15 protein-coding genes are annotated in these 18,138 nt (G+C 69.2%); 9 read left to right on the forward strand and 6 right to left on the reverse strand.

Annotated features, from left to right (window positions below):
- Window positions 1-16 precede the first annotated feature (16 nt).
- The 5 genes from priA to ACGFH6_RS15665 are packed head-to-tail and all read left to right on the forward strand — an operon-like array spanning window position 17 to window position 6,790.
- Entirely contained in the window at window positions 17-754 is a 738-nt protein-coding gene (gene priA / locus ACGFH6_RS15645) for a bifunctional 1-(5-phosphoribosyl)-5-((5-phosphoribosylamino)methylideneamino)imidazole-4-carboxamide isomerase/phosphoribosylanthranilate isomerase PriA (protein WP_393384161.1), read from the forward strand.
- Window positions 751-3,039 carry an HAD-IB family hydrolase gene (locus tag ACGFH6_RS15650; protein ID WP_393384163.1) on the forward strand — a complete coding sequence of 763 codons (2,289 nt, stop codon included), beginning with the start codon at window positions 751-753 and terminating at the stop codon, window positions 3,037-3,039. Before priA ends, ACGFH6_RS15650 begins: the two co-directional genes overlap by 4 nt.
- Window positions 3,039-4,235, forward strand: a complete 1,197-nt coding sequence (locus ACGFH6_RS15655; RefSeq protein WP_393384165.1) for a zinc-binding dehydrogenase — start codon at window positions 3,039-3,041, stop codon at window positions 4,233-4,235. Before ACGFH6_RS15650 ends, ACGFH6_RS15655 begins: the two co-directional genes overlap by 1 nt.
- A 42-nt stretch (window positions 4,236-4,277) precedes the next feature.
- A complete protein-coding gene (locus tag ACGFH6_RS15660) occupies window positions 4,278-5,858 on the forward strand; it encodes a lactate racemase domain-containing protein (RefSeq protein WP_393384167.1) in 1,581 nt (526 codons plus the stop codon).
- A complete protein-coding gene (locus ACGFH6_RS15665; RefSeq protein ID WP_393384170.1) occupies window positions 5,858-6,790 on the forward strand; it encodes a lysophospholipid acyltransferase family protein in 933 nt (310 codons plus the stop codon). The genes ACGFH6_RS15660 and ACGFH6_RS15665 overlap by 1 nt, the downstream gene beginning before the upstream one ends.
- On the opposite strand, the gene ACGFH6_RS15670 is transcribed toward ACGFH6_RS15665, so the two are convergent.
- Window positions 6,791-8,140: a GDSL-type esterase/lipase family protein gene (locus tag ACGFH6_RS15670; RefSeq protein WP_393384829.1), complete on the reverse strand. Its 1,350-nt coding sequence runs from the start codon at window positions 8,138-8,140 to the stop codon at window positions 6,791-6,793. It abuts the gene before it with no gap.
- Here ACGFH6_RS15670 and hisF point away from each other — a divergent pair.
- A complete protein-coding gene (hisF, locus tag ACGFH6_RS15675; RefSeq protein ID WP_393384173.1) occupies window positions 8,067-8,828 on the forward strand; it encodes an imidazole glycerol phosphate synthase subunit HisF in 762 nt (253 codons plus the stop codon). The genes ACGFH6_RS15670 and hisF overlap by 74 nt on opposite strands.
- Window positions 8,825-9,304, forward strand: coding sequence for a MarR family winged helix-turn-helix transcriptional regulator (locus ACGFH6_RS15680; RefSeq protein WP_393384175.1), 480 nt, complete (start codon window positions 8,825-8,827; stop codon window positions 9,302-9,304). The genes hisF and ACGFH6_RS15680 overlap by 4 nt, the downstream gene beginning before the upstream one ends.
- Window positions 9,305-9,329: 25 nt before the next feature.
- Here the strand turns inward: ACGFH6_RS15680 and ACGFH6_RS15685 are convergent, their stop codons facing one another.
- From ACGFH6_RS15685 to ACGFH6_RS15695, 3 genes are read right to left on the reverse strand one after another with little or no spacing between them, the layout of a single operon-like run.
- Window positions 9,330-10,850 carry a right-handed parallel beta-helix repeat-containing protein gene (locus tag ACGFH6_RS15685; protein ID WP_393384177.1) on the reverse strand — a complete coding sequence of 507 codons (1,521 nt, stop codon included), beginning with the start codon at window positions 10,848-10,850 and terminating at the stop codon, window positions 9,330-9,332.
- On the reverse strand, window positions 10,847-12,229 hold the full coding sequence (locus ACGFH6_RS15690) for an O-antigen ligase family protein (RefSeq protein WP_393384179.1): 1,383 nt from the start codon (window positions 12,227-12,229) through the stop codon (window positions 10,847-10,849). The genes ACGFH6_RS15685 and ACGFH6_RS15690 overlap by 4 nt, the downstream gene beginning before the upstream one ends.
- Before the next feature lie 6 nt (window positions 12,230-12,235).
- Entirely contained in the window at window positions 12,236-13,849 is a 1,614-nt protein-coding gene (locus ACGFH6_RS15695) for a Wzz/FepE/Etk N-terminal domain-containing protein (protein WP_393384181.1), read from the reverse strand.
- Between the two features lie 187 nt (window positions 13,850-14,036).
- Between ACGFH6_RS15695 and ACGFH6_RS15700 the strand changes: the two genes are divergently transcribed.
- Together ACGFH6_RS15700 and ACGFH6_RS15705 are read left to right on the forward strand one after the other, a co-directional pair.
- Window positions 14,037-14,543, forward strand: coding sequence for a MarR family winged helix-turn-helix transcriptional regulator (locus tag ACGFH6_RS15700; RefSeq protein ID WP_393384183.1), 507 nt, complete (start codon window positions 14,037-14,039; stop codon window positions 14,541-14,543).
- Window positions 14,543-16,150: an MDR family MFS transporter gene (locus ACGFH6_RS15705; RefSeq protein ID WP_393384185.1), complete on the forward strand. Its 1,608-nt coding sequence runs from the start codon at window positions 14,543-14,545 to the stop codon at window positions 16,148-16,150. The genes ACGFH6_RS15700 and ACGFH6_RS15705 overlap by 1 nt, the downstream gene beginning before the upstream one ends.
- Here the strand turns inward: ACGFH6_RS15705 and ACGFH6_RS15710 are convergent.
- Both ACGFH6_RS15710 and ACGFH6_RS15715 read right to left on the reverse strand, forming a co-directional pair.
- Complete coding sequence (locus ACGFH6_RS15710) at window positions 16,147-17,403, reverse strand: MFS transporter (protein ID WP_393384187.1); 1,257 nt, start codon at window positions 17,401-17,403, stop codon at window positions 16,147-16,149. The two genes, ACGFH6_RS15705 and ACGFH6_RS15710, sit on opposite strands and share 4 nt — an antisense overlap.
- A complete protein-coding gene (locus ACGFH6_RS15715) occupies window positions 17,400-18,008 on the reverse strand; it encodes an ArsR/SmtB family transcription factor (RefSeq protein ID WP_393384189.1) in 609 nt (202 codons plus the stop codon). Before ACGFH6_RS15715 ends, ACGFH6_RS15710 begins: the two co-directional genes overlap by 4 nt.
- Between the last annotated feature and the right edge of the window lie 130 nt (window positions 18,009-18,138).

An 18,138-nucleotide genomic window follows, 5' to 3' on the forward strand; every position in this document is an offset into this window, starting at 1 on the left:
ATCTAGGGTGTGGGCCATGTCTGAGAACCTGGTGCTGCTGCCTGCCGTGGATGTGGCAGACGGTCAGGCTGTCCGGCTGGTGCAGGGAGAGGCCGGAAGTGAGACCTCGTACGGCGATCCGCTGGCGGCCGCGATGGCCTGGCAGGACGCCGGAGCGGAGTGGATCCACCTCGTCGACCTCGACGCCGCGTTCGGCCGGGGCAGCAACCGTGAACTGCTCGCCGACGTGACCGGCAAGCTCGACGTTCAGGTCGAACTGTCGGGCGGGATCCGGGACGACGACTCACTCGAGGCCGCGCTGGCGACCGGCGCTCGCCGGGTCAACATCGGCACCGCCGCGCTCGAGGACCCGGTGTGGTGCGACCGGATCATCCAGCAGTACGGCGACCGGGTCGCGATCGGGCTCGACGTACGCGGCCGGACCCTGGCGGCCCGCGGCTGGACCAAAGAAGGCGGCGACCTGTACGAGGTGCTCGAGCGGCTGGAAGCAGCCGGCTGCGAGCGCTACGTGGTCACCGACGTCACCAAGGACGGCATGCTCCAGGGGCCGAACCTGGACCTGTACCGCGACCTGTGCGCGCGCACCGCGAAGCCGATCATCGCCTCCGGCGGTGTCTCCAGCCTCGACGACCTGAAGGCGCTGAGCACGCTGGTCGCCGACGGCGTCGAGGGCGTGATCGTGGGCAAGGCCCTGTACGCCGGTGCGTTCACCCTGACCGAGGCACTCGAACTCACGCGTGGAGGCGACCAGTGAGTCTGGCCGACAAGCTCAAGGACAAGAAGGTCCTGGTCACCGGCGTCACCGGATTCGTCGGTGAGGCGCTGCTGCACCGGATCATCGGCGACCTGCCCGGGACGACCGTGGTCGCGATCATCCGCCCGAAGGGGTCGCTCAACGGCACCGACCGGATGGCGCAACTGCTGAAGAAGGACATCTTCAAGCCGTTCTACGGCGAGGGCACCGAGTACGCCGACGCCGAGGCACTGAGCAGTGCCCGGATCCAGGTGATCGACGGCGACCTGTCCGACGTACCGGAACTGCCGAAGGATCTCGACATCGTCGTGCACTGCGCCGGCGACGTCAGCTTCGACCCGCCGATCCACGAGGCGTTCACCACCAACGTGCTCGGCACCAAGAGCCTGCTCGAGCGGATCGTCGAGACCGGGCAGCCGGTCCACTACGTGCACATCTCCACGGCCTACACCGCCGGCCGTCGCCGGGGTGCGATCCCCGAGGCGCCGGTCGATCACAGTGTCGACTGGCGGAGCGAGGCCGAGGCCGGGATGGCGATGAAGGCCCGGATCGAGGAGCAGTCCCGGTCCGCGCCGATGCTGGCCAAGTTCCGCAAGGACGCCGAGAAGCTGCACCGCCGGGCCGGCCACCTGACCGCCGCGGCGGACACCGAGCGCCGCCGGACCGAGTGGGTCGCGAAGAAGCTGGTCGAGACCGGCACCGAGCGCGCCCGCAGTCTCGGCTGGACCGACTGCTACACGTTCACCAAGGCCCTCGGCGAGCGTGTGGTCGAGGAGTTCTCGGGCAAGCTGCCGACCTCGATCGTCCGGCCGGCCATCATCGAGTCCGCGGTGCAGAGCCCGCACCCGGGCTGGATCGAGGGCTTCAAGATGGCCGAGCCGCTGATCCTGGCCTACGGCCGCGGGGAGCTGCCGGAGTTCCCGGCCAGCCCTGACTCCGTCGTCGAGATCATCCCGGTCGACCACGTGGTCGGCGCGATCTGCGCGGTGATGGCGACCGAGCCCGAGCTGAACAAGCCGGAGTACTACCACGTCAGCTCCGGCGCCCGGAACCCGTTGACCTTCGAGCAGCTGTACGCCGGCGTCCGCGCGTACTTCTCCAAGCACCCGTTCGACCTCGGTGAGCGGGGCGCGGTCCGGCTCCCGGTGTGGAAGTTCCCCGGCGGCGACTCGGTCGAGAGCATGCTCCGGTACGGCGAGAAGGCCCACAAGATCGCCGACAAGATCATCACGACCGTGCCGAGGAGCGAACGGGTCCGCAAGTACGCGCGGGAGCTGGACGTGCAGAAGCGCCGGCTCGACTTCCTCCGCCGCTACATGGATCTGTACTCCGAGTACGCGCAGGCCGAGCTGCAGTTCGTCGACGACAACGTGCTGGCGCTGCACAACGCGCTCGAGGGTGACGACCGGGAGAAGTTCTGGTGCGACACCTCGATCGTGGACTGGCAGTACTACCTGCAGGAGCTGCACTGCCCGAGCGTCACCGAGTCGATGCGCCGGCTGGACGTCGTACGGAAGAAGCGGAACAAGGCGCTGCTGGAGTCGGCCGGCGTACTGAAGAAGGTCGAGCCTTCGCAGGACACCGAGGTCGTCGCCGCGTTCGACATGGACGGCACGCTGCTGTCGTCGAACGTGATCGAGACCTACCTGTGGATGCGGCTGCCCGAGCTGGACAGCCACCAGCGGGTCGGTGAGATCGGCGCGATGCTGCGCCGGCTGCCGAAGCTGATCTCGGCCGAACGCAAGGACCGCGGTACCTTCCTGCGCACGATCTACCGCCGCTACGAGGGCGCGGATCTGGAGGAACTGAACCGCATCGTCGACGAGGTCCTCGCCGAGCACGTCCTCGAGCGGCTCAGCGGCGCCGCGGTACGGCGGATCCGCGAGCACCGCGCGGCCGGGCACAAGACGATCCTGATCACCGGTGCGGTGCGGCCACTGACCCGGCCGCTCGAGCCGCTGTTCGACGAGATCGTCGCGGCCGAACTGGCCGTCGACGACCGCGGCCGCTGCACCGGCTTCCTGTCCGGACCGCCGCTGGTCGGTGAGTCCCGGGCGGCGTGGCTCAAGCACCGCGCCCGCGGTACGAACATCGACCTGTCCAAGTCCTACGCCTACGCCGACAGCCACTCGGACCTGCCGATGCTGTCGGTGGTCGGCAATCCGGTCGCGGTCTCGCCGGACGTGTCGCTGTTCCGGGCTGCCCGGGCCGCGCGCTGGCAGATCGTCGATTGGAAGACCCCGTCCACCTCGTCCCGACTGGAGTTGCCTGGGGTGAACGCCTGATGATGCTCGCTCTCGAGATGTACCGGTCGCCGGCCAAGTACCTGGCGGCCAAGGCGGTCGGCGGCCGCATCCCCGGCATCCTGACCGGTCCGGCCGCGCCGCTGCGGCTCGTCACCATCAACGAGCCGAAGGCCGAGCGGGAGGGCTGGGCGCGGATCCGCCCGATCCTGTCCGGCATCTGCGGCTCCGACCTCGGCATGGTGACCGGATCCACCAAGCTGTACTTCTCCGCCATGGTGTCGATGCCGTTCGTCCCCGGTCACGAGATCGTCGGCGAACTGCTCGACGACTGCGAGGACCTGCCGAAGGGCACCCGGGTGGTGATGGACAGCGTCCTGACCTGTGCGGCCCGCGGTGTCGAGCCCTGCCAGGGCTGCGCTTCCGGCAACACCAACCGGTGCGACCGGATCACCGTCGGCCATGTGGCGCCCGGTCTTCAGACCGGCTTCTGCCAGGACACCGGCGGTGGTTGGGGCAACGTGATGATCGCGCACCGCAGCCAGCTGTACGCCGTACCCGAGACCCTCACCAACGAGCGCGCAGTGCTGGTCGAGCCGCTGGCCTGTGCCGTGCACACGGCGCTGAGGTCCAAGGTCGAGCCGGGCCAGTCGGTCTTGGTGAGTGGCGCAGGTGCGGTCGGTCTGTTCGCAACCCTCGCCCTCCGCGAGCTCACGCAGGCCGGCCGGATCACGGTCGTCGCCAAGCACGCCAAGCAGCGTGAGCTGGCCCGGGCGTTCGGTGCCAGCGACGTGGTCGCGCCCGACGAGGTCTTCCGCGGCGTACGGCGCTCGACCGGTGCGTTCCGGTTGAAGCCGGAGATGGCCAAGGAGTTCCTGCTCGGCGGTGTGGACATCGCCGTGGACGCGGTCGGCAGCAAGGACTCGATCGACACCGTGCTCCGGGTGACCAAGGCCGGCGGCCGGGTGGTGCTGTCCGGCATGCCGTCGACCGGCGCGGACCTGTCGCCGGTGTGGTTCCGTGAGCTGGAGCTGGCCGGCACCTACGCGTCCGCGCGGGAGGAGCCGAACGGCCAGCCTGCCTTCGAGACCGCGCTGGAGCTGGCCGCCAAGGCTCCGCTGGACGGTGTCGTCGGCGCGCGCTACCCGCTCTACCGCTGGCGCGAGGCGATCGACCACGCGCATTCGGCCGGCCGACTCGGCACGGTCAAGGTTGCTTTCGATGTGAGGGCCTCATGAGGGCCGTGACAGCGCTGCACGACGTACGAGAGAGGTTCTGACATGTCTCGGCCAGGGTTTGTGCTTGAGGTGGACGACCGGACTCCGCCCCTGCTCGTCCACAACGGTGAGGGATTCCTGCTGGAGCGCTTCCCGCTCGGTACCCGGGTGGTGTACCCGCCGGAGGCGCTGCCCCCGGTGCGGGACGTGGACGAGGCGATCCAGAACGCGCTGCTCAACCCGCTGGAGTCCGAGCCGCTGCCCGAGCTGCTGTTCGCCGGCATGCGCCTGACGATCGCGTTCGACGACATCTCGATCCCGCTGCCGCCGATGAAGAAGCCGGACATCCGGCAGCGCATCATCGAGGCGGTGCTCGAGCTGGCCGCGGCCGCCGGGGTGGACGACGTCGAGCTGATCTCGGCGAACGCGCTGCACCGCCGGCTGACCCCGAACGAGCTGCGCGACATCGTCGGCGAGCGGGTGTTCCGGTCCTTCTTCCCCGACGGCAAGCTCTACAACTTCGACGCCGAGGACACCGCGAACCTGACCCACCTGGGTCAGACCAAGCACGGCGAGGACGTGGAGATCTCCAAGCGGGCGGCCGAGTCCGACCTGCTCGTCTACGTGAACGTGAACCTGGTGGCGATGGACGGCGGCCACAAGTCGACCTCGATCGGCCTGGCGTCGTACAAGTCGCTGAAGCACCACCACAACAGCCACACGATGATCCACTCGCGGTCCTTCATGGACCACAAGGCCTCGAAGATGCACCACTCGGCCTGGCGGATGGGCGAGATCCTGACCCAGCACGTCAAGGTCTTCCAGATCGAGACGTCGCTGAACAACGACATCTTCGGCGGCCCGCTGGAGTTCCTGCAGAAGCGCGAGTGGGAGTGGTCGATCAAGGACCAGGCCTCGATGCTCGGCACCAAGCGCGCGCTCGCGGCCGCACCGGCCAAGCTGCGGCACAAGATCTTCACCGACGTCCGGTCGAACTACGGCCTGACCGGGATCCACGCCGGCAAGATCGAGCCGGTGCACGACAAGACGCTGGACAACGTGCACCGCCAGCACCTGGTCGAGGTGCAGGGCCAGTCCGACGTCGCGATCATGGGCGTGCCGTTCATCGGTCCGTACAACGTGAACTCGGTGATGAACCCGATCCTGGCCGCGTGCATGGGGCTGGGCTACTACTTCAACTCCTACCGGGGCAACCCGATCGTCCGCAAGGACGGCGCGGTGATCCTGTACCACCCGGTCGACTACGAGTTCAGCCAGTTGCATCACCCGTCGTACGTCGACTTCTTCGAAGAGGTGCTGTCGGAGTCGACCGACCCGGCCACGATCGAGGCCAAGTTCGAGAAGCAGTACGCCGAGGACCCGTGGTACATCCACCTGTACCGCACGTCCTACGCGTACCACGGCGTGCACCCGTTCTACATGTGGTACTGGATCTCCCACGCCCTGGACCACTGCGGTGACATCGTCTGGGTCGGCGCGAACCGTAAGACGGTCGAGCGGATGGGCTTCCGGTCGGCCTCGACGCTGCAGGACGCGCTGGAGATGGTCAGCCACTCGGTCGGCCGGTCGCCCTCGATCACCTACCTGCACAACCCGCCGCACCTGCTCGCGGACGTGCGCTGATGGGGACCAGCCTGGTGAAGTTCGGCCGCGACACCGCGCGCGACGTGAAGCAGGTCGCGCGCGGGTGGCGGTGGGGCCGGCGGCCGCAGGTGCCGCGGTCGGCCGAGCCGTACGTGATCCCGAAGGAGACCTCGGTCTTCCCGACCAAGTGGGCCCGGACGCCGGCGGCGATCGCGGTCCGCGAGGTGCTGCAGAAGGGCGCGCTGAACTCGGTCCTGCGGTTCGAGGTGAACCCGCAGGTGAGCGGTCTCGACTCGCTGCTCAAGCTCAACGGTCCCGCGCTGATCGTGGCGAACCACTCGTCCCACCTGGACACCCCGCTGCTGCTGTGCACCTTGCCGGACGGCATGCGCCGCAAGACCGCGGTGGCCGCCGCGGCGGACTACTTCTTCGACACCTGGTGGCGGGCGACCGCGTCGGCGATCGTGTTCAACACGTTCCCGATCGAGCGCCGCGGCGGCAAGCTCAGCGCGACCCCCGGCGACCTGCTCGCGGACGGCTGGAACGTGGTCGTCTTCCCCGAAGGCACCCGGTCGCCGGACGGCTGGATGGAGCGGTTCCGGATGGGCGCGGCGTACCTGGCCGTCGAGCACGGCGTGCCGGTGGTCCCGGTCGGCATCAAGGGCTCGTTCGCCGCGATGCCGCGCGGCCGGGGCTGGCCGGTGCCCGGCCGTCCCTCGGTCGCGGTCCGGTACGGCGATCCGCTGAGCCCGGCGGAGGGGGAGAGCGCCCGCGAGTTCGCGCCGAAGATCTCCGCGGCGGTCTCGGCCCTCCTCGACGAGGAGTCGACCACCTGGTACGAGGCGCGCCGCCGCGTGGCCGCCGGCGCGTCCCCGTCCCAGTCCGGCCCCGACGCCGCCCGCTGGCGCCGGGTCTGGGAGTCCACCGCCCCGATCAAGCCGGCCGGTTCCAAGCGCCGCGCCTGGAAGTAGTCACCGCTGGTTGCGTCCGGGCAGTGCCTCGGACGCAACCACCGCCAGCGCCTCGTACCCGGCGTCGTCGGGATGCAGATGGTCGCCGGAGTCGTACGCCGGGTTGATCCTCTGTGGGTCCGCCGGATCCGCGACCGCCCGGGCGAAGTCGGCCACCGCGTCGTACTCGCCTGATGTCCGGATCCAGTGGTTGACCTGGTCGCGGATCGCCTCTGCCCGGGCGAACTGGTCCGGTTGCATGTAGTCGGCCTTGAACGGCGTGATGGTCCCACCGACGATCCGCACCCCACGGGCGTGGGCCGCCGCGATCATGCTGCGATAGCCGGCGATGAGCTGCTCCGCGGTGACCTTGGGCGTGATGCCGCAACCGAAGTTGTCCTCACTGTCCCAGATGTCGTTCTCGCCTTCCTCCACGATGACCGTGCGGACACCTGGCTGCCCAACGCGTCGCGCTCGAACCTGGTCACGCCGACCGAGCCGAAGCACGGCAACTCGCTGAGCAGGAGGTTCCCGGTGATGCCGGCGTTGGCAACCGCGAGCCCGGTCTTCCCGACTCGGCGGGCCAGATCGTCGGAGTACCGGCGGTCGGCGCCGGCCGTGGAGTTGTGCCCGTTGGTGATCGAGTCGCCGTACGCCACGACCGTGCCCGTCGCGCCGGTCACGTCGACACCAGTCAGGTAGTACACGGAGTGGCTGGTCTCGGTGCCAGCCACCTCGTCGTCGAGATGGTCGCCGGCGACCGCGGAGGTGGTGGTGAGCCCGTCCTCGTGGAGCGTCGCGGGTCCGGTGGCGCCGCCGACGTACAAGGAGATGACGAGTTGCTCGCCGGGGTCGGTCGCGAGCTTCACCGGATCCGAGGTCGCGGTTCGGCCGGTGGCGACGGTGGTGTAGCGCGAGCCGCCGAAGGTCACGGTGTGGCGCCCCTGGGCCTGGGCCACCGTCATCCCGGTCACCCTCAGCGGCTGCGTCCCGTACTGGTTGGACAGGCGGATCCGCAGGCTGCGACCGCCGGTGCTGAGCCGGATCGTCTGCCGGATGGTCTGGTGATCGAAGCCGGCAGTGGACCAGTTGGAGCCGTCGGTGGCGGGGCGCTGCATCGCGCTGGTCCACGCCGCCGACCAGGGGCCGTCCGGCGGATGCGCGGTCGCCGAGGCGGGCGCGACGGTGGCGGTGGCGAGAACGAGTGCGGCAAGCAGTGTGGTTTTCATCCGAAGATAGTTTCAGGGCATCTAGTTGCAATGCAACTAGATTGTTCTGCGGCCGGTACCCTTTCGGCGTGACTCTTGCCGTGCGGGTGATCCCCTGTTTGGACGTGGATGGCGGGCGGGTGGTGAAAGGGGTCAACTTCACCGATCTGCGCGACGCGGGGGACCCGGTCGAGATGGCCAAGGTGTACGACGCGGAGGGCGCCGACGAGCTGACGTTCCTCGACATCACCGCGTCCTCGGGGTCGCGGGAGACGACGTACGACGTGGTCGGGCGGACTGCCGAGCAGGTGTTCATCCCGCTCACCGTCGGCGGCGGTGTCCGCGAGGCGGCAGACGTGGACCGGCTGCTGCGGGCCGGCGCGGACAAGGTCGGGATCAACACCGGCGCGATCGCCCGTCCTGAGGTGATCCGCGAGATCGCCCACCGGTTCGGCAACCAGGTGCTGGTGCTGTCACTCGACGTACGCCGGGCCGCGGACCAGCCGAGCGGGTTCGAGGTGACCACGCACGGTGGCCGCAAGTCGGCCGGTGTGGACGCGATCGAGTGGGCCAGGCGCGGTGCCGAGCTGGGTGCGGGGGAGATCCTGCTGAACTCGATGGATGCCGACGGCACCAAACAGGGCTTCGACCTGGAGCTGATCCGGGCGGTGCGCGAGGTGGTCGACGTCCCGCTGATCGCCAGCGGGGGAGCGGGAGCGCCGGAGCACTTCCCACCCGCGGTCGAGGCCGGCGCGGACGCCGTACTGGCCGCGAGCGTGTTCCACTTCGGCGACTTCCGGATCGCCGACGTCAAGAAGGCGCTGCGCGACGCCGGGATCGTGGTCCGGTGAACGAGGTCGTCCAGTCGCCGCGGACCGAGCAGAGCGAGCGCATGCTCGCGGACATCGAACAGGAGTTGTCGGCGCTGTTCCGGCGCTCCCGGTCGGCGTCGCTGCGGCTGGCGCGCCGGGTGCACCCGGACATGGACGCGGCCGGCTACGCACTGATCTCCCAGATCGAGCTCGGCACGTCCGGCGGTCGGGCCGGCGTACGGGCGTCCGACGTCGCCCAGGCGCTCGGCCTGGACAAGTCCACCGTCAGCCGGGGCATCACCCAGCTGGAGAACCTCGGCCTGATCGAACGCGTCGGCGACCCTGACGACGGCCGCGCCCGTCTGCTCCGGCTGACCGCCACCGGCGCCGACAGCTTCGGCGCCATGCGCGCCCAGCGCCAGACCGAGTTCAGAGCGATCCTGGAACGCTGGAATCCCACCGACCTGGCCGACCTCGGTCGCCTCCTCGCCCGCCTCAACGCCGACCTGACCTGATCGCCCGACCACGGCCGCCCCGAGTTCAGCGGCCGGTGCGTTCGGCCCGTCCGCCGTTGTCGTTGCCCGCCACGAGCCACTCGGTCCAGGTCAGGTCGGTGTCGTTCCAGGAGAAGTACTGTCCGTCCAGCGACGACACGACGTACGTGTTGTCCTCGAAGCGGTTGCCGGCACCGGTGTACACGGTCTTGTCTCCGATGTCCTGGACCGCACCGGTGGTCTGGCCGGCGGACAGTCTGACCCGGTTGTCGTGCACCCAGACGTTGCGGACGACGTGCGGTCCGTACGGCGCCGGCTGTTCGTCCGCACGGCCGCCGCTCTCGATCAGGGCGATGCCGTTGGCGTTGTCACCGAGGGTGTTGCGGGCGACCTCGATGAGCCCTGTCCCGCCGGACGACTGGATCTGGATGCCGGCTTCCCAGGCCCAGCCTTTGTGCCGGCGACCGTTGCCGGTGATCACGTTGTCCTTGATGGTCGCGTCGTAGCTCATCTCGTGCTGGATGCCGGCTCCCCAGTTCCTGGTGATCTTGTTGAACGAGTAGTCCGTGCGCATGTTGCCGCCGTCGGTCCACAGACCCGGCCCGTGGTTGTCGTGGACGTAGTTGTGCCTGACCGTGTGCCGGTCGGTGTGCCAGCTCTTGCTCCCGCCCGCCTCCCAGTCCGGCGAGTAGCCGGCCACGCCGTTGAACGAGATCTCGTTGCCGCTCACCACCGATCCGTTGCCCCAGGCACCGAAACCGAGCTGGCCCTGGTGGTGCACGAGGTTCGAGGTGACGACGGCGCCGTCGGCCAGCCCCAGACCGACGCCGTGGTTGAGGCGCACCTCGTTGTGCGAGATCCGCCAGTCGGACCCCATCCCGTACGGCGTCGTCCGGCGGGCCTCGACAGCGGCGACCTGGGCCTCGTTGGCGGCCTGCTCGAGCACGAGATCGGCGACCGTCACCTTGTCGACGGTGGCTCTGATCAGGCTGGGTGCGACCGCCTGCTCGACCAGGTGGAGCTCGGGATCGTCGCCGATGGTGATCGTGTTCGTGCGGTAGTCGGCATGGACCGTGCCGGCGGTCACGGCCGACCTGGACCCGATCCGGTGCAGCCGGCGCTTGTCGACGAACACGTCTTCGGCGTAGGCACAGGTGGGCACGGATTCCAGGCACTCGCCGTGGTCGCCCGGTTTCGCGGGCAGGAAGCCTGTGGTCGACCAGACTCCGCCGTTCCGCCGCCAGCCGGTCAGCACCTTCGACCCGCTGACCACTGCCCCCGGGCGGCCGATGAGCGCGTCACCCCGCTTCGGCTCCAGCGGTTGCTCCAGCCGGTAGACGCCAGGGGAGAGGCAGTACGTCGTACCGGGCGCATGCGCGTCGATGACCGATTGGACGTCCTCGGAGGGATGCACCGAGACGCCGGCACAGGATCTCGCAACCGGACCGACGGGCGCGGTGAGTCCGGCGCGGCCAGGCAGCGCGGTGTCGATCGGTTCACCGTCGCAGGAAACCGGCAATGCCGCCAGCAGGCAGATTGCCACGATCCAGCGCGCCCTGAGCCTCACGGTCCTATCCCGCCACGGAACCAGGGCCGGACCGTGGTCACCGCCACCCCGATGCCGAACGCGGTCCACAGCACCGCCGCGACCTGCGGTCCCTCCAACTGGGGATCGAAGAAGCAGGACACCAGCACGGCCGTCGTCACCATCAGCGAGAGCACGCCCACCTGACGTCTGGTGTGCAGCCCTTCGCGGGCCAGCCGCCGGCAGCCGCCGATCATGCGCCAGTACCAGCCCACCCACAACGCGATCCACAACGAGATGCCGACCACACCCATCCTGGCCATGATGTGCAGGTGCGAGTTGTGCGGGCTCCGCAGCGAGTCCTTGCCCGCGTCGAGTACGCCGACCTCGCTGGCCAGGTTCTGGCCGAAGCCGGACCCGTCGACCAGGTGGCCGTCCGCCACCTGTTTGTCGAGGATCCGCGTCCAGAGTTGCTGACGACCCTCGACGGTGCCGCCCAGGTTGCCGGGCGTGTCCTTTCCGCCGAGGCTCGCGACGTTGGAGATCAGTTGGGTGGCCGAGAACTCTCGCCCCTGCAGTCCGCCGAGCGGCACCTTCAGCGACAGCAGTGAGGCCAGTCCCAGGCCGACAGTCATCACGAGTACGACGCGGGCGGCGAGCCCCACGCGGTTGCGGAGGAATGCCAGTCCGACCGCCCCACCGGCCATCACGCCGAGCAGGCCACCGCGATTCTGCGTGGCGGCAAGAGCGACCACGACGAGCGCCAGCAAGCTCCAGCCCGTACGGCTCCGAGCGCTGCGCGTCCCGGGCAGAAGCCACATGCACCCGAGCACGAGCAGCGCCGCGATGGCCGAGCTCCCGGATTTGTGCGACAGCACCGACACCGTTGTGAACGGCACCGTGGGGGCACTGTCCCCCAGCGGATACAGCACGACCGCGAACGGCAGCCAGAGCAGCAGCCACGGAGCCAACCGACTCAACCCGTTGATCCACCGGTCGAGGAGCTCCGGGGACCTGTTCAGCGCGGCAATGACGAAGAACGCGAACAGGCAGTAGAACCAGAGCGCGGCATCCCGCACCGCGTCCAGGTGGTACGTCGCGACGCCGGGCACTGTCCGGACCAGTCCCCAGGCGGCGAACGCGATGAGCGGCGCGAGGATGGACTCGTCCCTGATCGGCACCTTGAGGTAGTGAGTGGACACGACGGCGGCGGCAGCGCCGACCCCCAGCACCATCTCGCCGACGAACAAGGGGCTACCGGGCAGATGGAGGTAGGCGAAGGCGCGGTCGAGCAGCAGGTAGCCGGCCAGGAGAGGCCCGAGCAACCGCCCGTACAGGATCCAGAGACGGCCCGATGCGTCTGGGGGCGGTGCGCCCAGGTCACCGCCGAGCTCGCGTGGAGTACCCGCGGGCGAGGACATCCCGCATCAGTCCTGTGGTTGGTGTGCCGATGTACGGCGGCTCCTGGCAGGACGGAACGCCAGCACTTCGACCGGCTGCACGGGGTCGGATCCGATCCGTCCTCGCAGCCAGCCGACGAACTTCGGCCCAGGACCGGTCCGCCGGTAGATGTAGCCGGCGACACTGGGCTCGACGTGCTCGAGTCGCTCCACCACCGTCACGTGGTCCTGCACCGGCTCGCCGGGGCCGAGGACGACGACGGTCGCATCGGAGTCCTGCACCAGCTCGACGGCGTTCGCCGCCGTCAGCACGGCGGGGCTGTCGATCAGGACGAGTTCGAACGACTCCTTGGCCTCGGCGATCAGCTTCCCCACCGCCTCGGCGTACGCCGTGCCGCTGGTCCGCCGCACCCGGGTGGGACCCGCCCGTAGGACGGTCACGTCCGCGTTGAGAGGGCTCGGCTCGATGCACTCCGACACCGGACAGCACCCGGCCACGACCTGTTCGAAACCGTCGGACTGCGGGCTGCCGGGGAGAAGCAGACCGGTCAGGGCGCTCCCGCCCGCATCGGCGTCCACTGCCAGTACGGGCGTCCCGCTCTCGGCGACCGCGAGCGCGACGTTGGCGACGACCGTACTCCGGTCGGATCCGCTCTCCGCCGAGACGAAGACGACGGCCATCCGGTGGTCCCGGGCAGAGCGCAGGCGCTCGACCGACCCCGCGGTGAACCGGAACGCCTCGGCGGCCGCGGACTGCGGATCGGCGGCCATCGGCAGGGGATGGGCGGTAGCCGACAAGGTGGACCGGATCCGGTTCCGGTCGGTCGGCGGGATGTCACCGAGCAGAGGCGCGTCGTAGATCGCTACCGGGTCGAGGCGGTCGTCGACACACCGCCGGCGGCCGGCCCGCAGATAGGCCAGTACGGCGCCCAGGGCGAGGCCGGCCACCAGCCCGATCGCACCGGACCGCTTCGCGTTGCCGTTGATCGGCAGCTGCGGTTCGGCGGCCCAGGTGACGGTCGGGTGGGTGGCGAGGGCCAGCTGCAGGTCGACCAGTGTCTGCGTCCGCTGGTTCTGCAGGCCGGTCCGCTGGCCTCGGGTCCGGGCATCGTCGATGGCTCGCTGGACCGCGGCGACATCGGCCGCACCTTGAGCCGCGATCGCGGCGGACCGGGCGTCGTCGAAGGCCTGGAGCACCGCGTTGACACCGGCCTGGGCGACCTTGCTGCTCGGCCAGGTGAAGGTCAGGGCGACGATGCTGGAGCCGAAGCTGCCCGGTGTTGCCTGCTCGGGCGGGGTGATCTCCAACGAGCTGTCTTCGCCTGCGAAGTCCCGCCGGGTCAGCAGGTTGCCGTTCAGCTCCGCGTTGGCGAAGCGGACGGCGCGATCGGCCACCTCCTGGGACTGCAGGAGCAGCACCTGACCGTCGAAGTACTGCGTGCGGGCCTCACCTTCGGCGAGAGTGCTCTGCGGCACCGTGACCGTGGCGTACGCGCGGTAGACCTCGGCCTGCCGCATCGAGTACCCCACCGCCGCCAGGGCCGTCAGCACCGCGATGACCGTGACCATGACCCAGTAGCGGCGTACCGCACTGAGGACAGTCGGCTCGAAGCGCGCTTGCTCGATTCCGGTGGCCTTCATGGCCTCCTCACCTCAGTCGCTCCCCCTGGACTTCGGTGCACTCCCCAGAAAATGCCCCCTTCCGGGATGATAGACGGAGAGTGGCCAGAATGGCGCCGTTCTCCAGAATATCTCACTCTCCGTAAACGAAACCGCCCAGTCTGCCATATGGTTGCAGAAACCAACTATCCGGATATATAGTTGGGTTATGCAACTAGCTCAGGAACCCCTCGTCCCGGGGGTAGAGCGGGACGCGTCGGCCCAGGAGCTGCTCGAAGGAGTCAGCTCGCTGGTACGGGCCGTGCGTTGTATCGAGCATCGGCATCTGATCCCCGAAGGCGGGCTGCGCCGCTCCGACGCGAGCGTGCTCAAGGTCCTCCTCAGGGACGGAGAGCAACGCGGCGGCGAGATCGCGGCCAAGCTCGGCGTCGATGCGTCGGTGGTGAGCCGGCAGCTGACCGCGCTGGAGGCCGACGGACTGGTGAGCCGTCGACCGGATCCGGCCGATGCCCGGGTCGGGCTGGTCAGCCTGGCCCCCCACGGCAAGGCCCAGCTGGAGGCCTTGTACTCCACCTACACCCAGCAACTTCGTACCGCCATGGCGGACTTCGACGACGACGCGCTCCTTGCCGCTGCGGAAACCATGCAGCGGATCGCCCGCGCCATCACCGAAGCCGCCACGAGCGTGAGGCGTTCTCAACCAACAGGAGACTGATGACTGTCACCGAGACCCGGCGTGCGCCTGTGCCCACCGCGCCGGAACTCACCCACCGCGAGATCCTCGAGATCCTGATCGGCCTGCTCGCCGCGCTGTTCACAGCGATGCTGAGCTCGACCATCGTCAGCAACGCCCTGCCGACGATCATCGCCGAGCTGCAGGGGACCCAGACGCAGTACACCTGGGTGCTGACGGCGAGCCTGCTGGCCACCACGGTGTCCACGCCGATCTGGGGCAAGCTCTCCGACCTGATGAGCAAGAAGCTGCTCGTCCAGCTGGCGATCTCCCTGTTCGTGGTCGGGTCGGCACTGGCCGGCATGTCCCACAACGTGCCGTTCCTGATCGGCGCCCGCGTCCTGCAGGGCCTCGCGATGGGCGGCCTGATGGCGCTGGCCCAGGCGATCATCGGTGCGGCGATCCCGCCCCGCAGCCGCGGCCGGTACTCCGGCTACATGGGTGCGGTGATGGCCGTCGCGACCGTGAGCGGTCCGCTCATCGGTGGCGTCATCGTCGACACCTCGTGGCTCGGCTGGCGCTGGTGTTTCTACGTCTGCGTCCCGCTGGCCGTGATCAGCCTGGTCATCCTGCAGAAGTACCTGCACCTGCCGCTGATCAAGCGCAAGGTCCGGATCGACTACCTCGGCGCGGTGCTGATCAGCATCGCGGCGAGCCTGCCGCTGCTCTGGGTCACCTTCGCCGGTCACGACTTCGCCTGGATGTCGTGGCAGTCCGCGCTCTTCGTCGGCGGCACGCTGCTGGTCGGCGTCTTCGCCGTGGTGGTGGAGAACCGGGTCAAGGAGCCGCTGGTCCCGCTGAAGGTCGTGCGGGAGCGGACCACCGCGCTGGCGATCGTCGCCAGCCTGGCGGTCGGTGTCGCGATGTTCGGCAGCGCGCTGTTCCTCGGCCAGTACTTCCAGATCGCCCGCGGCTACAGCCCGACCGAGGCCGGTCTGCTGACCATCCCGATGATGCTGGGGTCGTTCCTCGGCTCGGTCGGCTCCGGTCAGATGATCACCCGGTTCGGCAAGTGGAAGCGCTACTTGGTTGCCGGCGGCATCCTTCTGGTCGGCGGCCTGACGGTACTCGGCACGATCGACCACACCACGCCGTACTGGTACGTCGGACTCGGCATGCTGGCGATGGGTCTCGGCATGGGGATGACCATGCAGAACCTCGTCCTCGCCGTACAGAACACCGTCGACGTCTCGCAGATCGGCGCGTCGAGCGCCACGGTCTCGTTCTTCCGCAGCCTGGGTGGTGCCGTCGGGGTGTCCGCTCTGGGTGCCGTCCTCGCGGTCCGGGTGCAGGATTCGATCGTCGCCGGTCTGCTGGCCAGTCCGGGTGGCGCCGAGGCCGCGCGCAAACTGCAGGAGGGTGGCTCCGGTAGCACCAGCCTGCTCGACGTCGGCCACCTGCCGGCGCAGTTGGCGGAGCTGGTCCGGCAGTCGTACGGCGATGCGACCGGGCGGATCTTCCTGATCGCGGCCGCCTGTGCGGTGGTCAGCCTGATCGCGGTGCTGTTCATCAAGGAGGTCCCGCTCCGGCTGACGGTCGCCAAGGTCGACGACGTCGAGGACCTCGCCGACCGCGCAGTGCACGACTAGAACTCAGGAGGCTCGAGACCGTCGAGTTCGCGGGTGCGGATGTTCGGCGAGCCGACGAGCCACAGGACGGCGAGCAGGCCGCCGGCCGCGGAGACGAGGAGGGTTGCCCGGACGCCGATCCAGGTGCCGAGCAACCCACCGACGACCGCGCCGAGCGGCCTGATGCCGTAGTTGATGGTGCTGTAGGCCCCGGACACCCGGCTCCGCATGTAGTCGTGCGTGACGGCGGCCTGCAGCGAGTTGTTCGGTATGTCGAAGCACATGACAGCGAACGCGCCGACGAACTCGGCCGCCGCCAACGCGGTGGCCTTGACCCAGGTCGGGCCGTCGGCGAACGCCGCGATCGCGATGGCGCCGGGGAAGACGACGGCACCGGCGGCGATCAACGGACCGACGCCGAAGATGCGGCTGAGCGGGGAGGCGGCGACCGCGCCGAGCAGCCCACCGGCCGCACCGATGCCGAACGCGATCCCGATCGTCCCCGCGGACAGCTCCAGCTCCCGGCTGGCGAACAGCACCAGCAAGGCGGTGCTGATCAGGTTGAAGAAGTTGACGGTCGTCGAGCAGGCCAGGCTGCGGCGGAGGTACGGATGCCGGAGCAGGTAGCGCATGCCGGCGCGGGCGCGGCGCAACAAAGGTTCCGCTGTCTCGTCCGAGGCGGCCGGGGTCATCTCGATCCGGCTGATCTGGAGGGCCGAGAACGCGAAGGTCAACGCGTCGACGACGATCGCGACCGGTGCGGTCAGCCACTGCACAAGCAGGCCGCCGAGCGCGGGACCACCCATGAACGAGATCGACCTGGTCGCGGACAGCTTGCTGTTGGCCTCCAGGAACTGATCCCGCTCGACCAGCGCGACAAAGAACGACGCGTACGCGGTGTTGAACATGACATGCGCCGTACCGGCCAGGATCGCGATCACGTAGAGCTGGCCGAGGGTGAGCGCGCCCAGCCAGTACGCCGCCGGCAGCGAGAGCAGGAGGACGGTCCGGGACAGGTCGGCCGCGATCATCAGCGGGCGCTTGTCCCGGCGGTGGTCGACCCACGTGCCGATGAACAGCGACGCGAGGTTCGGCAGCCAGACAGCCGCGGTCAGGAACCCGACCTGACTGGGCGAGGCGTTGAGCATGGTGACGGCGATCAGCGGCAGTGCCAGCTCGGTGATCCGGTCGCCGAACTCGGACACGCCCTGCGCGGACCAGAAGGTCCGGAATCGGCGGTCCCGCCAGAGACTGGTCGCGGACAGTGTGCTCACGGCGATTCCTCGGACGATGTTGTTGCTTCGGGCAATGTCATCCGCAGGTAGCGGACCGAGCCGGCGTCCGGTGGTGTCTCGCCCTCGTTGCGGCGCTGAACGTACGGCGCGAGCAGTTGCTCGATCGCGGATTCGATCGCCTCGGCCTCGGCCGGTGTGATGACCAGCCGGGTGTTGGCGGATCCGGCGACGCGGCTCCACCCTGGCTCGAGGCCGGGCTCGGTCTCGGCCAGCCACTGCTGAACGGCCTCGAGCGATTGGTTGATCATCTCGGTGCGGAGCAGTCGGCCGGCCTCGGCACCCTCCGGGGTGTCGGGCATCTCGTAGCGGAATCCGCGCGAGACCGCGCTCCACCAGCGCTGCCGCCGGTCCGAGCCGCCGTCCGGGGGAGGACCGTCCACCACCAGCCCGAAGTTCGCCAGGTGCCGCAGATGCCAGCTGGTGACCGACGGCGAGGCACCCACGTGCTCGGAGAGCTGGGTCGCGGTGGCCGGGCCGTTGCGCTGCAGCCAGCTGAGCGCCGCCAGCCGGACCGGGTGAGCCAGCGCCCGCATCGCCTGTGGGTCGGTGATCTCGAAATCGCCGTACGGATTTCTGAGAGACATGTTTCGAGAGTAATCTCTCAGATCTCGCGAGGGCAAGGCCTGGCACTCTGGCCGGTGCCGCGCGAAACTTCTCCGGACCGGGAGGGAACCGGGTGGGCCGGTCGCGCGTGTTAGCCGTGTGACGACCCGT

Source organism: Kribbella sp. NPDC049227, assembly GCF_043197265.1.
Lineage (GTDB): Bacteria > Actinomycetota > Actinomycetes > Propionibacteriales > Kribbellaceae > Kribbella.